The organism is Megasphaera sueciensis, assembly GCF_050219315.1.
GTDB lineage: Bacteria > Bacillota > Negativicutes > Veillonellales > Megasphaeraceae > Megasphaera_A > Megasphaera_A sueciensis.
The window spans coordinates 989,678-1,005,627 of sequence record NZ_CP116939.1 but is presented as its reverse complement, the minus strand read 5'-3'; the positions used below and the strand labels follow the sequence as shown (position 1 = coordinate 1,005,627).

Below are 15,950 nucleotides of genomic sequence, written 5' to 3'. Positions count from 1 at the left end.
ATAACTTGCTAATGACCTTCAGAATTTTTGTTTTCTCAATGTATTTTTGCTTCTTCTTATTTTTGATGAAATTATAATAAGCGTTTGGACTTAACTTTAATTTGTATGAACAGAAGAAACACCTCGCCTTTACCAGACGAATCGATTAATGGGAAAGCATGCCGTTTACTGTGAATTTCTTGACACATACCTGTTCTATATAATAGTTTCTTTTTTTGATTTTTTTTGTTAGAATAAATAGTAAAGAGAAAGTTGCAATGGTATCGATGCAAGGAGAAAAAATTGTGTCCACGTGCATACAGTATTTAATGAAACGCTATTTTGGTGAAAAAGGGCAGGGATTCACCGAATATGCCATTATTTTATTACGTATTGTTTTAATAGGATGTATGGTATATAGTATGTCCACTATAAAAAGTCAAGTTGATAGTTTATATTCTTTCGTTTCATCTCATTTTACTTTTATTGCCGGTGCTGATAACGGTAATTTTACCACTTCAAGCGGTTTTTTCGTTGGTACGGGTAATAATAGTAAGTAAAATTTTGAACATAATCAGGGGAACGATACTGGGAACGGACAAGATAATATTCAGAATTAATTTATAAGTAAACAGCAATAGTATCCAGTACTATTTACAGAAGTAATTAGTGGAGTTGACAAAAATGGAAAAAAGCTTGGATGATGTAAAGCGTGTACTTGATGTTTTATCCGATATATATGATGTAGTTAGAATTGTTGATCCGATTTTTAACAAGGTCATATACAATGGACATAATTCTAAAGTTCCCCCTTCAACGGTTTGTTATAATGTTTTAGAAAAAAATAAATTTTGCAGCAACTGCATTGCATTGCGCGCTCTAAGTGAAAATAAAACACTCATAAAATTTGAAATATTGAATAATGAATGTTGTATGGTAACAGGGATTCCGTTTCTATACAAGGGAGGGCGATATGCAATTGAATTATTGCAAGATATTACGCATAAAAGTGTATGGAACAGCGTTATCAGCAATACGGAGGAAAATTTTACAGAGGCAATTTTACGTCTGAATGATTCGCTTTTTAAAGATATATTGACAGATGTATTTAATCGGCGATTCATTAATGAAAGACTGCCTGTAGAAATATTTAAGCAAAGTATATCCGATTTTCCGGCATGTTTGTTTATGATTGATATAAATTATTTTAAACGAATCAATGATACGTATGGACATCAAAGCGGCGATGCTGTATTACAGCAGTTTGCCTCCGCATTAAAGGAAAAAATACCAAATTCTACTAGTTGGGTGGCTCGGTATGGCGGCGATGAGTTTTTAATATATTTAGATCAAGTTACGAGGGGACAAGCACAAATAATTGCGACGAAAATATGTAGAAATATAGACCAGTATTCTTTTAATAGTGAGAATAGAATCATAAAAACAACTTGCAGCATAGGGGCGTGCATGTTACAAAAAGATATGGATATGGCGGCATGGATAAAAACGGCTGACAAAAATTTATATATAGCTAAGTCAAAACGTGAAGATAAAATTATATGTGGAATTATGCATGGGATATAGATTAATTCATATCATGGTCGTATTATTGCAGTTTGCCAATGAAACAGGTCGTCTAGCTTGAGATTGGGTGTTACAAGAAAAAATCAGACATGTAAAAAGTCGTGGTATTTATCAATAATAATTTTGCCAAACAGTAATAAGCCTCACAGTGTTATGATGTGGGGCTATTTTGCTGTCATACTGCGTGTTTTGACTACTTTCATTATGTGAGGTATTGCTTGTATCAAGTTATCTTCAATGTTTGATATGACCTGTGAGTACGTCTTCCCAAATATACAAAAGGACTATATCTTTTTCCGTTTGGAAAATCCAGGTTACAAGGAATTTATAAAAATGAAATGCATGCGTAGTAATTACTTGCAAGCAGGTATTTTTAACTAGGATATATTTTGAATAGTTTCTTGCTTTTCTATGGAAAAAGGTATACTATAATAGCGTATACGAGTAATCGAGTATACGAATGTAAAAAACATAGCACAGAGAGAAAGAGATAGGAAACAAACATAATAATCATATTATGTTATGCGAACGATGAAATTATATCAAAAAATATGCAAAACCAGTGTATACGGTTACAGCAAGGAGCCGGTATTTGTGATATTTATATTAAAGGAGTGAGTAATGATGAAAAAAATTGAAATTTTTGATCCCGCAATGTGTTGTTCCACTGGAGTATGCGGTCCTTCCGTGAATCCCGAATTGATCCGGGTGGCAGCAGTTGTTGAAAATTTAAAAAAAGAAGGAATCCATATTGTAAGGCATAATTTGTCTTCCGATCCTCAGGCATTTGTACAAAATACGATCATCAATGCAGCATTGAATGCCAAAGGAATGGAAATACTTCCGGTAACTATGGTGGACGGCGCGATCGTCAAGGAAAGTGGGTATCTTACCAATACGGAATTTGCGGAATATCTTCAGGTGGATATTGATACAGTACAATCAAAATCGGATACGGCACAGAATTCCAATTGTAACTGTAGTTCGAACGATTGTTGCTGTTAAGGAGGAATGCGGTTATGGAAATAGCATTATATGATCCTGCGAAAACAGTAGCAACGAAATATCTGTTTTTTACAGGAAAAGGCGGTGTGGGAAAAACTTCTATTGCCTGTGCCACTGCGGTATCCTTGGCAGATGCAGGGGAAAAGATACTGCTTGTCAGTACGGATCCTGCTTCTAATCTTCAAGATGTATTCGGTATCCCGTTGAATGATGCAGGTGTTGCTATCGCGGATGTCCCGCGTTTGATCGTTGCCAATCTGGATCCGCTGACGGCTGCTGCGGAATACCGGGAGTCAGTGATTGGCGCATATCGCGGTAAATTACCGGATTCTGCCATTAAAAATGTAGAAGAACAGCTATCTGGTTCTTGTACGGTGGAAATTGCAGCATTTAATGCATTTTCTGAATTTTTGACAAATTCGGAAAAAGCAGAAGAATTCGACCATATTATTTTTGATACGGCACCAACCGGACATACGCTCCGTATGCTCCAGCTTCCGTCTGCATGGAGCGGTTTTATCAGCGAAAGCAAACATGGGGCCTCCTGCCTCGGACAACTGTCCGGTTTAGAGGATAAAAAAGAAATGTATAAGAAAGCGGTTCATACGTTGGCAGATACCCGTCTTACTACGATCATTCTTGTCACCCGGCCGGAAACGGCACCGATACGGGAAGCACAGCGGGCTTCCCATGAATTGGAAGCATTAGAGATCCGTAACCAGGTACTTGTAATAAATGGTCTTTTGGAAACATATGACGCAAATGATACAGTTGAAACAGCTTTATTTAAAAAACAACAAGAGGCATTGCAGGAGATACCCCGGAGTTTAGTAAGACAATCTGTCACGAGGGTACCGCTGCGCGCGTATAATATTACTGGGGTGGATCATGTCAGACAGTTGCTTTCGTATTCCGGACATACCCCTGTCGTGTCTACAGTGCAGCATCCGAATGCGTACACGCTTTCGGATGTCGTAGATGAAATTGAAGCGTCAAATAAAAAAGTAATCTTTACAATGGGGAAAGGCGGAGTCGGAAAGACGACAATCGCCGCGGCTATCGCTCTTGGACTGCATCGTAAAGGGAAAAAGGTGCGTCTTGCTACCACGGATCCGGCTGATCATTTGAACCTTGTCATGGGACCGAAAGAAGATATATCTGTCAGTCATATCGATGAAAAGGGTGAATTGAAAAAATATCAGGAAGAAGTGCTTGCGAAAGCACGCCAGACTATGCCGGAGGATGATCTTGAATATGTCAAGGAAGATCTTCGATCGCCGTGTACCCAGGAAATTGCCGTATTTCGTGCCTTTGCCGATATTGTTGCGAAGAGTCGGGACGAAATCGTTGTACTGGATACAGCACCGACAGGACACACGATCCTTTTACTGGAATCTACCCAAAATTACAATCAGCAGATAGAAAATTCCGGTGGGGATGTATCGGATGCAGAAAAAGAATTACTTCCCAGATTAAAAGATCCTAATGAAACAGAAGTTATTATTGTAACACTTGCAGAAACGACTCCGTTTTATGAAGCAAAGCGGTTATTGGATGATCTAAAGCGGGCAGGGCTTGCCGTCAGATGGTGGGTAATCAATGCCAGTTACTCGACGGTGAATACAAAAAGTGATTTTTTGAAGGCAAAAGCCGCAACTGAATTGCAATGGATCCATGAAGTGGATACCATATCCGACGGTCAGTATGCGGTCATTCCATGGAAACCGTTTGAAGTAAAAGGTGAAAAATTGTTGGAATTGCTGTAATTTTGTTGAATCGCAACTCAATTCATATCAATTGAGTTGCGATTTAATAATCCATAATACATTACGAGAGAAGCTTCGCAAAAATATATTAGGGTATAGGTTGTACTAGAAAATGGGTACCGTTACATTTTCTTTTGCTGGTTTAAATAACTGAAACCAATTGTACCGATCAGTATAGCTGTAATGCCGATATACTGATATCCGTAAAGAAGTTCTTTCAGATACAGGACTCCGGCTAAAATAGAAATTACAGTAGAAAGGTTGTTGAATTGTCCAACCGTAGAGGCCTCTAATTTTCCTAGCGAATAGGTCGAAAGCAAAGATGTTAACAGGGATGATGCAATGCCTAGGTATAAAATGGGAAAAACAAATGATAGATTGGTAAAGGGGTCAAAATAAGCTGAAATTGTTCCTTCCAGGAGATGGCGAATGATTGAGAGTATATTGAAACTTATACAACCCAGTAGTGTCATTATATATGTAAGGATAAAGGTAGAATAATGTTTAGATAATTTTCTTGTAAATACGGTACATAATGCAGCGGAAACCGCGGATAAAAAGATATATAAAAATCCTATATACATACTATTTCCTGTGTCCTGTCCGCTCATCATGTTAATAAAAATGACACCGCATATGGAGAGGGACATCAATGCTTTTTGCTTCGGGCTAATGGATTCCCCTAATATGATGTTGGCAATAATCAGTGTAAGAATAGGCGTAATCGCATAGATGATTCCGGCTGCTGTAGAAGATACGATGTCCAGTCCCAGTGTTTGAAATAAGAAAAACAAGAAGGGATACATAATGCTTAAGGGGAGTATGTTTAATACATCGCGCCATTTGATGGAAATAGTATTGGTTTTGCATATCCGGAATATAAGAATAGCCATCGCAGCGATTGTAAATCGATGAGCTAATAGATCAATAGGATGGGTACTTTGGAGTGCGATTTTTACAAACATATAAGAGAGTCCGATAATACTTGATTGCAACGTTATTGCATAATATCCTTTAGTAGTATCTTTCATGAGAGATTCCTTTTTGAATGCAGTGTGCAGAAAATTGTTTTTTTTGCATGATATTCATCTTGCGGAGCAGGCTGCGAATTGCGTTATGTACCTGCAGTTTGTGCCGATGGACACCTAACACGATCTATCCTCTACACCGGGAATGATGGGTGGGGTGCAGCACGATATTTCGCTGTTCACAATTTTGATTCTCCTGTCTTAATTTCGAGGAATAAAGTAAAAATATGAGATTGCAGTCGATTCTAAGGGAGTGTGATATAGTCTTTCCCTTAGATACGGTTTCTTTGATTGTATCGGAAGTATACCCGTATGTCCATCTTTTTGTAAAAAAACAAAATTTGTAAAAAAAAAATAAACCGCACACATGGCTGAAACTAAATCGTTTCAAGACCATGTGTGCGGTTCGGGATATGCAAGCAGATAAACTTCCATAAACTGCTGCCTGCTGCATATAAGATGCTCGCAGGATAAGCTTACTTATTTCTTAGCAGTAGGAGAATCAGCGGCAGTAGTGTGTTGATCCGAGGGTTTCATAGAACCGCTGAAGAGTCCTCCGGAGATAATGCTATGATCATAGCTATAACCAAAATAGATAATTAATCCTAGTATCAGCCAAACAATAAAACGAATTTGCGTAACGACCGGCAGCATCCAAATCAATATGCCGCAGAAAATAATAGCTAGTGCCGGTACAACGGGAACCCAGGGACACTTGAAGGCTCTGGGACGATCCGGCGCTTTTTTGCGCAATACAATAACGGCAGCGGCTACGATCATAAATGCACAGAGTGTGCCGATGTTTGTAAGTTCAGCGACGATGCCGATGGGCAGGAAGCCGGCAACGATAGCAGTAATAATACCAATAATCAAAGAGCTTCTGGCCGGGGTTTTATATTTTTGATTAATATGGCCAAAAATACCCGGAAGAAGTCCATCACGAGACATAACAAACAAAATTCTGCTTTGTCCAAATAGCATGACCAGCAGCACGGAGGTCAAACCACAGATTGCACCGACAGAAATTATGGCAGCCCCCCAATGATAGCCTACTTGCTGTAATGCAAACGCAACCGGAGCTGCTTGGCCCTTAAATTCAAGATACGGAACCATACCCGTTAAAATAGCAGATACGATAATATATAAAACGGTACAAATAATTAATGATAAGATGATGCCGCGCGGCAAATCCTTTTGTGGATCTTTCACTTCTTCTGCAGCCGTAGAGACAGCATCAAAACCAATATAAGCAAAAAATATAACAGAAGCTCCGGACAGTACCCCGTTCCAACCGTAAGGCATAAACGGATGCCAGTTGTCAGGATTTACATTACTGAATCCCAGTACGATAAATAATAAAACAACGGCCAGTTTAATGGCAACAATGACGTTATTAACAGAGGAACTCTGACGGACACCCATGATATTGATCCATGTTACCAGAGCAATGATCAGCATAGCCGGAAGATTGACGATACCGCCGGCATAAGGAGCATTTGTCAAAATAGCGGGCAGATTTATACCGATATTCGACATGATATTGGCAAAATAACCGGACCAGCCGATAGCAACGGCACCGATAGCAAATGCATATTCCAAAATCAGATCCCAGCCGATGACCCAAGCCCAAAATTCACCGAGAGCAATATACCCATAGGTATATGCACTGCCGGCGACAGGAACCATGGCGGCAAATTCCGAATAGCATAACGCGGCACAGCCACAGGCGATAGCAGCAATAATAAAAGAAATAATCAAAGCAGGTCCCGCATAATCTGCTGCTGCCACTCCGGTAAGGACAAATATCCCCGTGCCGATAATACAGCCGATACCCAACATGGTAAGCTCGAAGGTCCCCAATACTTTATTCATGCCACCTTCTTTTTGCGTCTCTGAAATAAATTCATTGATACTTTTCGTCCTGAAAATTTTTCTAGTCATAATACCCCTCCCATGTGATTGCTGTCAGAAAATTAAAATAAAAAGCAATATAAAGAATATGGCAGCAAATGTATAATATATAAAAAAACTTCTTTTCAGATATCTGAAAAGAAGTTAGTAAGCAGCAATATACACGTTGATGGTCCTTCGAAAAAATAAATTTTCTTATATATGACTATCTAGCAAGTAATATGTAATACTCCGTAGCACTGATCATAACAGTGCTTCTTCTTTCCGATAAAATGCATGTTGATTATTTGCACAAAATTATAGTAACATAAGTATATTAATATAAATTAATTATTTTGTAAAGTGTATCTTGTTATTTTATATTAAATTTAAGTTGTTTTGTGGATTGTTGCAAAAAAAACATGAATTTCATTTTCTTATAACATTTTTATATAAATTGAAAGACAGAATACGTGCTAGATGTTGATACTATGTTGTTCATAAAAAATGCGGCAGGGTATATAGTAAATGTTTGTCTGGCAGAAAAAAATCGGTCTGTAATATTTTTCTGCCAGACCGGTTAGCATATGATACATTATTTTTCTTATGGAAACAAGGGTGCCGGCAGCAGTTTCGATATTACCTTGTAGGTTTGTCAAACATATGTTACACAGTAGCAAGAAAAGAACGAAGGACTTCGTTAGGAGATTTCCAAGCCAGAGGACGCATAGGAAAATTATTGTATTCTCTACTACGTACTGCTAACTGTTTTTTGAAATCTGCAAAAGAATAAAAACGATGCTCCGCATAGAAGTACTCGTTGTCTTTTCGATGAGAGCGCTCTACCTTTCCGTTATGCCGCGGCGTATACGGCCGTATTTTTTGATGGATAATGTGATAGGCTGCCAATTGTCGTTCAAACAGCGTGAGTTCCGCTGTCTTACTTCGACCAAATCGGTTGGTGAATTCAAAGCCATTGTCGGTTTGGATTTTACAAATGGGAAACGAGAATCTTCGTACCAAGTGTTGGAGAAATATCGTGGAAGAATAGGTGCTCTGTTCTTGGAATGCTTCCAAATACCGAACGCGCGTACATTCATCGATAGCCGTGTATTGGTACATTCTTTCACCCAGCGCATGTGCCTGCCCCACGATGCAAGCAGAAGGAACTACTTTGACATCTACCTGCACTTTTTCTCCAGGGAACAGTGCTTGTTGATAGGGCTTGGGGATGTACTTTGGGTTCGGTACGGATTCCCGTGTGAGTCCGATACGCTTTAAACAGCGATATAGGCCAGTGATGGATCGTGTATATCCCCGTTTTCTTAGCTTGATCCAAAACACGACCAGCCCGGCATGCGGATTTCGTCGTCGCATATTCTGAATAAACGTTATCTCTTGAGACGTGTGCTGATTGGGATGATGGTGAGGGCGTCTGGATCGGGGCTGTAACGATGCCGGGGTCCCATCATAGCGCCATTGCAAGCGATAGATAAACTGGCGATTCGTACGATATTTTATAGCAGCAATAGTCACACCATATTTTCTGGCGTAAGAAAGAATAGATAGACGATACTTTACATCTTGTGTTATGCTGTTCATGAGAGAGCACCCTTTCTGTTGTGGTTTGGTATAGACAACTTAAGCATAACACAAAATGGTGCTCTCTCTTTTCTGTTTTTGTAACATATCTATGGTAAACCTACAGCCGGCAGCAGTTTCGATATTACCTCCTTTCTTTTCTAAATACGTTATAACTATCTGCAGTAAAAATTGTAAGAATATTAAGATAATTGAATAGACAAAAACATTTTGTACATCGTGGGATATACAAGACGTTTTTGTTTATTCTGGGGATTCTATCGGTATACATTAGGAATTTATAGGAAACGAATTACGTATTTGCCCAAAAAAGATTCCTTTTATTTGTTATTTTGATACAATAAACTGCAACTGCACATCATCAAGTATTATAAGATTTTTTTTAGCCATATTCAATTTTTTTGCCAGGTTGGCAGTAAATTATATATGGACTTGTATGCCATAAAAAACAGCGAAATTTCCATAGGGAAGCAGAGGATGTTCTTGATCAGCCGGTTTAAAAAGATAGCTGAAACAGCCTTGCCGTAAAAGAACGTAAGCCATAGCGTGTTTAGTCCTAAATGAATGCAGAGGGTAATAAGCAGAAACGGGAGAACGACTTGACGGATCGTAATTTTTTTTTGATATAAGAAATATCCGAATATCCAGCCTGTCAAAAATCCGGATAGGATAAAACCAGGGAAAAATATACTGAGACCTAATACGCCGGTTCCGATAACATCTGCCGTGGCAGCTACGATTCCGGCTTGTCTCGGTCCGAACCGCATGGCGTATAACGAGATAGGGAGAAAGCCAAATGTAATATGAACAAAGGTTGTTCGTATGGCAAATACATAGGAAAAAATAACGGTTAGGGCAATACATATTCCTGCATATACAATGGTACGGGCTGAATCATTTGACATACGAAAGCGGTCATCCTTTCTTATTTTGCAATGCGTTTCCTATATTGCATTTTGGGGCGCGGGGGATTTTTATATTTTTACAGGAGACTGCCGTTTATTTAGCGAATAGCTGTTTTATGTCTTCTGTTATTTTTTTATTGTTGGTTTCTATTAAATCGGAAACAAAAGGATATAAGATATTTTCCGTGTATACAGCGGAAAATATTTCAAGTGATGCTAATACATCTTTCGTTGTTTGGGAGTGTAAATGGCGGATCGTATCAAAATATAATGCATTGAACAGCGTATGATATTTTCTGTTATCCAGGTGCCGCATGGTTTCAAACACTTCTTTTTTTGTCATTCCAATCATTTTTTCACTCACGGTAATCATCTCCTTTGAGTTGATTATAACATAAAAATAAAATGGGAAAAGACAGGACAGTTTAAAAAGAAGATAGGACAGATGACCGCAGCAGCTTTATATTTTGCGATATAAAGCTGCTGCGGGAGACTGCATATTTGTTTTTTAGCTGCTGTCAGAAGACTTCCGATAAAGGAAGAACAAAAAAGAAAATACAGTAGAAATGAGTGGCGCTGCCGGCTAAGACAAACATATGCCAAATGGCATGCTGGAACGGCAGCTTTTTCCAAAGATAGAAAATCGCACCTACGGTATAACAAATACCTCCGGCGATGAGCCACATGATAGCGTTCCATGACAGATATTCTATCAGCTGCGGCAGCAATAGGACGGATATCCATCCCATTGCGATATAGCAAAGAGTAGATACAATATGAAATCTATGTACATTAAAGCACTGCCATACGATACCCAGTGCAGCAAGCAGCCAAATCACGGCCGAGATGGCCAAGCCGGAGGAATGGCGGAGCGTGATCCATAAAAAGGGTGTATAGGAACCGGCAATTAGTATATAAATTGCAGAATGATCCAGTATTTTGAAAATATAGGAAACCTTTGGCAGTTTAAAAAAGCTGTGGTACAAGGTACTCATTAAATATAAGAGGATTAAAGAAGCACCATATACGGTAACAGAAAGTACATGCCAGGTTCCTTCATGATGAACCAATGTCATATACAGCATAATAACGAGAGCCAGGATGGACAACACGGTACCGATGCCATGGGTTACTGCGTTTGCAATTTCTTCTATCCATTTTTTTGATTGAAGAGTCATGATAGTTACTTCCTTTCTCTTTCTGCTTTCCATATCCTAGAAGATACAGCAGAAGCTTTTTTTCTTCCGGACTTTATTATATACCTTATTGTCTAAATCGTCATGTTTGAGCCGATGATTTTACAATGACAGGGAAATAAAATTGATTTACAGGATTATTGCTTTTCATTCCCTGCGAAATTCAGTATAATAAAACTAGGATCGACAAGGTTAAACTAAGGAGGCAATTTCATGAAAAGAACAGTAGCAATACTAATGGCTGTCTTGACTATGTTTTTAATAGCCGGATGTGATATGGGTTCTACGGCGACGCAGAAGAATTCGACGCAGCAGGGGCAGCAGGATACAAAGAATACGCAATCATCTAAAACTGCTGCGCGGCAAGCTGTAGTTTGCGAACTTCCCGGTTTAGGAGATACACGTACGGCGTGGACTGCGGAATGGGGCAGTCCGACAGCACAAGGGGATACGATCAGATTGTTTAATAATGGGGCCTATAAAACCATTTTTGATGGGGATAAGGCTATTACGATAACGTTTGCTTCTAAAGATGGCAAGAATCCCTTGCCCGAAACAATGGTTCCTAAAGATGGCAAGAAGCTTTCTGAAAGCAGTAAAAAAACGGGGGATTCCAAAATGGTCGTGCAAAAATGGCATAGCGATCTATTGGCGGCGGCTATTCCGGAAACAAAAGGGAATTATACCATTATGCAGCATATGGAAGGAACCGCATATACCAACGTTACGGTGGACTGCACACCGAATTTAAGTAAATAGAGATATTAAAAATGCTGTTCCATAGGAGCAGCATTTTTTAATATCTTTTATTTTTGTGGTTTGTTCATTCCTAATTGTTTAATCGAAAGACCGATACGGCTGCGCCCGGCATCAACTGAAATAATGACGGCGTCGATGATATCTCCCACGTGGATGATATCCAGCGGATGCTTAAAGGAATGGGAACTCAATTCGGAACGATGGATCAAACCGGGTGTTTTGAGTCCGATATCGACGAAAGCTCCAAAATCGACTACATTATGCACGGTACCGCGTACGATGGTACCGACTGGCAGCTCGTCCAAGGAAACGACATGTTTGCGTGTCAAAGGTTGTGGGAAACCGTCGCGTATATCACGGCCGGGCTTGCGCAATTCTTCTAATATATCCCGGATCGTAGGAATGCCGGCTTGTAATTTAGCCGCTAATTTTGGGGCAGCATTCATTTGTAATTTGCTTTGCAGGAGCCGAAGCTTTTCTTCATTTTCTAAATCCTGCATAGTAAAATCATATATCTTGATAATTTCTTCAGCCAGCGGATAGGATTCGGGGTGAACGGAGGTATTATCCAGGGGATTGCTGCTGTTTTTGATACGAAGGAACCCGGCACACTGGGTAAAGGCGGCAGGGCCCAGGCGATTGACGTTAAGCAGTTCCCGGCGATCGTGAAACGGACCATTTTCATTTCGGTAGGCAACGATATTTCCTGCCGTGCTTGCCGTAAGTCCGGAAATGTGCCGCAGCAGAGCGGGAGAGGCTGTGTTTAAATCGACGCCTACATAGTTTACGACAGATTCGACGACGTCATCCAAGGTTGCCGACAGTCGTTTTTGATTGACGTCGTGTTGGTACTGGCCGACGCCGATTGATTTGGGATCTATTTTTACTAATTCTGCCAGCGGGTCTTGGATGCGCCGGGCAATCGATACGGCACCGCGTATGGAAACATCAAGTTCCGGTAATTCTTCACGGGCCAGATCGGAGGCAGAATATACGGAGGCGCCGGCTTCATTGGCAATGCAATAGCGGCAGGATAAACCGTTGTCTCGTATCAGCGAGGAAATAAATTGTTCTGTTTCATAGGATGCCGTGCCGTTGCCAATGGAAATGAGCGTAACGTGATGCTGCTGTATCAAGGCGCTGAGGGCCGCGGCACTTTCTTCCCGCTGTTTTTGCGAGCTGGTCAAATAGTAAGTACCATAATCCGCTACATGACCGCAGGAATCAATGACGGCACATTTGCAGCCGGTACGGTATCCCGGATCCATGCCCAAGATGGTTTGGCCTGTAAACGGAGGCTGCAGAAGCAGCTGGCGCAGATTTTCGGCAAAAACGGTGATGGCTTGTTTTTCTGCACGTTCCGTTAATTCATTGCGTATTTCCCGTTCCATCTGTGGAAAAATAGTGCGCTTGTAACTGTCTGCGGCGGCAGCTTCCAGAAGTGCTGCATAGGGGGAGTGCTGCTGGACTAGCAGACTGCTCAAATGCTGAATATAGGTATCATCAGCAGCCGTCAGTGTGACTTTTAATACTTTCTGCGCTTCGCCGCGGTTGATAGCTAGAATGCGGTGGCTGGGGAGATGACGGATACTTTCGCTGAAGTCCTTATAGGTAAGCATTGCTTGTGCATCTTGTTCTTCGACCAGCAGCGTACATTCCAGCTTTGCTGATTTCCAAAGAGCGGAGCGGAGGTAGCGCCGGAACTCCGTCGATTCGGATAGATGTTCGGCAATAATATAGCCGGCACCTTGAAGGGCGTCTTCAACGGTCGGTATTTCTTCGCTGAGAAATGGAACAGCCAGTGATTCGGCCGGAGGTCCTGCCGGTTTTTGTTCCATTAGCAGTGCGGCCAGGGGTTCCAGTCCGGCATCACGGGCTATGGAGGCCTTCGTGCGTTTTTTCGGCTTATACGGAAGGTATATATCTTCTATATCTTGCAGACGTTGTGCGTTTTCCAGCTTTTCTGCCAGTTCCTCTGTCAGCTGTCCCTGTGAAGCGATGGATTGACGTACTGTTTCCTTTCGTTGAGTCAGTGCCATGTCATATTCAAAGTTTTCTTTTATTTGCCGTAATTGTACTTCGTCCAGTTCGCCGGTTGCTTCTTTCCGGTAACGGGCGACAAACGGAATCGTGTTTCCTTGATCGAAAAGAGTAAGAGTTGCAGCGACTTGTTTGGGGGTAATATGAAGGGTTACGGCAATTTTTCGGATGATTTTTTCTGGTTGCATATATATCTCCTCTCTTCTCTATTATGCGAAAAAAAAATGTGTACGTCAAATTAAAAAAAACATTTGCTATTTTCTTCAATAACCATTACAATGTAATAGTACAAATAATTAACAATGAAGATTATTAAAAAATCTGAAATTGGTAAAAATTGTTGTCCGAAAGGAGGATATAGGTTATGAACATTACTGAAGTTCTGCGTGAGCATGGTTATAAGGTTACACCTCAGCGTCTGGCTGTGTACGAAGTCATTGATCAGAATAAGACGCACCCGAATGCCGAAGCAATTTATAAAGAATTGCAGCCACGTTATCCGTCTATGAGCTTGGCAACAGTGTATAAGACAATGGAAATTTTTGCAAAAATTGGAATTGTCCAAATCTTGCAATGTGAAGAAGAATCACATCGCTACGATTTTAATGTTTCGCCTCATGCCCATATCCGGTGTACGATTTGCAACCGCGTTGATGATGTGGATGTCAATATGGAAGAATTAAAGCGACAGGCTGCAGACGAAACAAAATATAAAGTAAATGGTATAGGTGTATCTTTTACGGGTGTTTGTGCAGAATGTCAAAAAAAGTAAGCTGTATCAGCAAGGGAGCTGTCTTCTAACGGGGATGGCTCTCTTGTTTTTTTATGCTGCAGCATGAAGCGCAGGTGGTTTGAAAAATTTTACATAAATGCCTATCTTTTTACTGGATTTATACTATAAGCTGTGTTATACTTTTAGCAATCAAACAACATATAGATAAACGTTGGCGCGTACAGGACATTTGTACATACCGTACGTTGACCGAATGGGGGGCTGACCATGATTAAACATTTGATAGTCGAAAGAGATGATTTCTCTCTCTATCGTGATTGGATGAAGTCACAAGGGTTTATATCGGCGACATATTTTTCGGTAAACGGTTTTGATTTGAAAAAGATGAAAAAATTGGCAGAAGCCGGTAAATTGAATGCAATTTGTTGTTCTGTCGGAAAATCTGTAAAGTGGTACTATGCCGAAAACCAAACGGAATTAGCCTATTTACGCGGTGAAGTTTAATATATAGTTGTATAGGTATTCAGCAGGCCGAAGCGATATGCTTCGGTCTTTTTTGCTCTTTTTGAAGTAGTTGTATATAATAGAAACTGATTATACGATGAGGTGAAACCATGTTGCATATAGGATGTCATTTATCTATTTCCAAGGGATTTCTGCATATGGGGCAGGAAGCAGTTTCTCTTGGGGCTGATACATTTCAATTTTTTACCCGCAATCCCCGCGGCGGTACCGTACGCAAGCTTGATATATCTGATATACAGGCGTTGAATGTGTTTCGGGAGGAACATCATTTTGCCCCGATTCTGGCGCATGCTCCTTATACCCTGAATGCTTGTTCAGCCAACGATAACACCAGGAAGTTTGCATTTCATGCAATGGCGGAGGATTTGCAACGTCTGGAGTATGTCGCACAGTGCCGCTATAATTTTCATCCCGGCAGTCATGTCGGGCAAGGTGCGGAAATAGGAATCGCACGCATTGTGGAGATGCTGGATGCCTGCATGTTTGAGGGACAGAAAACAACGGTACTATTGGAAACCATGGCAGGAAAAGGATCAGAAGTGGGCAGAAACTTTGAGGAATTGGCCAGAATTCTGGAAACAGCCCGCCTGTCTGATCATATCGGTGTATGCTTGGACACATGCCATATCTTTGATGGCGGCTATGATATTGTGTCTGATTTGACGGGCGTTTTAACAGAATTTGACCGCATTATCGGCTTGGACCGGTTGCTGGCCGTTCATCTGAATGATAGCAAAAATGTTTTGGGCAGTCATAAGGACCGGCATGAAAAAATCGGTCAGGGATATATTGGAATGGATACGTTTGTTGCCATTATCAATCATCCGCGCCTGCGGAACTTGCCGTTTTATTTGGAAACACCCAATGATCTTGACGGGTATGCCCATGAAATAGCGTTGCTCCGCAGCGCGTATATCAATAGATAAGGGGGACGGGAG

15 protein-coding genes are annotated in these 15,950 nt (G+C 40.6%); 8 read left to right on the top strand and 7 right to left on the bottom strand.

Going from position 1 to position 15,950, the window contains the following annotated elements:
- Positions 1 to 284 precede the first annotated feature (284 nt).
- The 4 genes from NXG62_RS04815 (at position 285) to arsA (ending at position 4,334) form a co-directional block, all read left to right on the top strand.
- Complete coding sequence (locus tag NXG62_RS04815) at positions 285 to 539, top strand: hypothetical protein (RefSeq protein ID WP_427113828.1); 255 nt, start codon at positions 285 to 287, stop codon at positions 537 to 539.
- Positions 540 to 663: 124 nt separating this feature from the next.
- Positions 664 to 1,563 carry a GGDEF domain-containing protein gene (locus tag NXG62_RS04810; RefSeq protein WP_427113827.1) on the top strand — a complete coding sequence of 300 codons (900 nt, stop codon included), beginning with the start codon at positions 664 to 666 and terminating at the stop codon, positions 1,561 to 1,563.
- A gap of 621 nt (positions 1,564 to 2,184) precedes the next feature.
- The gene (gene arsD / locus NXG62_RS04805; protein WP_427113826.1) at positions 2,185 to 2,568 is read left to right on the top strand and encodes an arsenite efflux transporter metallochaperone ArsD; all 384 of its coding nucleotides are present in this window, start codon (positions 2,185 to 2,187) and stop codon (positions 2,566 to 2,568) included.
- A gap of 14 nt (positions 2,569 to 2,582) precedes the next feature.
- Positions 2,583 to 4,334: an arsenical pump-driving ATPase gene (gene arsA / locus NXG62_RS04800; RefSeq protein WP_427113825.1), complete on the top strand. Its 1,752-nt coding sequence runs from the start codon at positions 2,583 to 2,585 to the stop codon at positions 4,332 to 4,334.
- A gap of 122 nt (positions 4,335 to 4,456) precedes the next feature.
- Here the strand turns inward: arsA and NXG62_RS04795 are convergent, their stop codons facing one another.
- From NXG62_RS04795 to trhA, 6 genes are all read right to left on the bottom strand, one after another.
- The gene (locus NXG62_RS04795) at positions 4,457 to 5,365 is read right to left on the bottom strand and encodes a DMT family transporter (protein ID WP_427113824.1); all 909 of its coding nucleotides are present in this window, start codon (positions 5,363 to 5,365) and stop codon (positions 4,457 to 4,459) included.
- A gap of 477 nt (positions 5,366 to 5,842) precedes the next feature.
- A complete protein-coding gene (locus NXG62_RS04790; protein ID WP_427113823.1) occupies positions 5,843 to 7,303 on the bottom strand; it encodes an amino acid permease in 1,461 nt (486 codons plus the stop codon).
- Positions 7,304 to 7,918: 615 nt separating this feature from the next.
- Positions 7,919 to 8,854, bottom strand: coding sequence for a DDE-type integrase/transposase/recombinase (locus tag NXG62_RS04785; RefSeq protein ID WP_427089594.1), 936 nt, complete (start codon positions 8,852 to 8,854; stop codon positions 7,919 to 7,921).
- Positions 8,855 to 9,246: 392 nt separating this feature from the next.
- Entirely contained in the window at positions 9,247 to 9,759 is a 513-nt protein-coding gene (locus tag NXG62_RS04780) for a folate family ECF transporter S component (RefSeq protein ID WP_427113822.1), read from the bottom strand.
- Between the two features lie 94 nt (positions 9,760 to 9,853).
- A complete protein-coding gene (locus tag NXG62_RS04775; protein ID WP_427113821.1) occupies positions 9,854 to 10,123 on the bottom strand; it encodes a hypothetical protein in 270 nt (89 codons plus the stop codon).
- Positions 10,124 to 10,277: 154 nt separating this feature from the next.
- On the bottom strand, positions 10,278 to 10,937 hold the full coding sequence (gene trhA, locus NXG62_RS04770; RefSeq protein WP_427113820.1) for a PAQR family membrane homeostasis protein TrhA: 660 nt from the start codon (positions 10,935 to 10,937) through the stop codon (positions 10,278 to 10,280).
- Positions 10,938 to 11,168: 231 nt separating this feature from the next.
- Here trhA and NXG62_RS04765 point away from each other — a divergent pair, with 231 nt between their 5' ends.
- On the top strand, positions 11,169 to 11,714 hold the full coding sequence (locus tag NXG62_RS04765) for a hypothetical protein (protein WP_427113819.1): 546 nt from the start codon (positions 11,169 to 11,171) through the stop codon (positions 11,712 to 11,714).
- Positions 11,715 to 11,761: 47 nt separating this feature from the next.
- On the opposite strand, the gene NXG62_RS04760 is transcribed toward NXG62_RS04765, so the two are convergent.
- Positions 11,762 to 13,942 carry a Tex family protein gene (locus NXG62_RS04760; RefSeq protein ID WP_427113818.1) on the bottom strand — a complete coding sequence of 727 codons (2,181 nt, stop codon included), beginning with the start codon at positions 13,940 to 13,942 and terminating at the stop codon, positions 11,762 to 11,764.
- Positions 13,943 to 14,118: 176 nt separating this feature from the next.
- Here NXG62_RS04760 and NXG62_RS04755 point away from each other — a divergent pair, with 176 nt between their 5' ends.
- The 3 genes from NXG62_RS04755 to NXG62_RS04745 all read left to right on the top strand — a co-directional run bounded on the left by NXG62_RS04755 (position 14,119) and on the right by NXG62_RS04745 (position 15,938).
- Complete coding sequence (locus NXG62_RS04755) at positions 14,119 to 14,526, top strand: Fur family transcriptional regulator (RefSeq protein ID WP_427113817.1); 408 nt, start codon at positions 14,119 to 14,121, stop codon at positions 14,524 to 14,526.
- A 228-nt stretch (positions 14,527 to 14,754) separates the two neighbouring features.
- The gene (locus NXG62_RS04750; protein ID WP_427113816.1) at positions 14,755 to 14,991 is read left to right on the top strand and encodes a hypothetical protein; all 237 of its coding nucleotides are present in this window, start codon (positions 14,755 to 14,757) and stop codon (positions 14,989 to 14,991) included.
- Between the two features lie 110 nt (positions 14,992 to 15,101).
- On the top strand, positions 15,102 to 15,938 hold the full coding sequence (locus tag NXG62_RS04745) for a deoxyribonuclease IV (RefSeq protein ID WP_427113815.1): 837 nt from the start codon (positions 15,102 to 15,104) through the stop codon (positions 15,936 to 15,938).
- Positions 15,939 to 15,950: the final 12 nt, after the last annotated feature.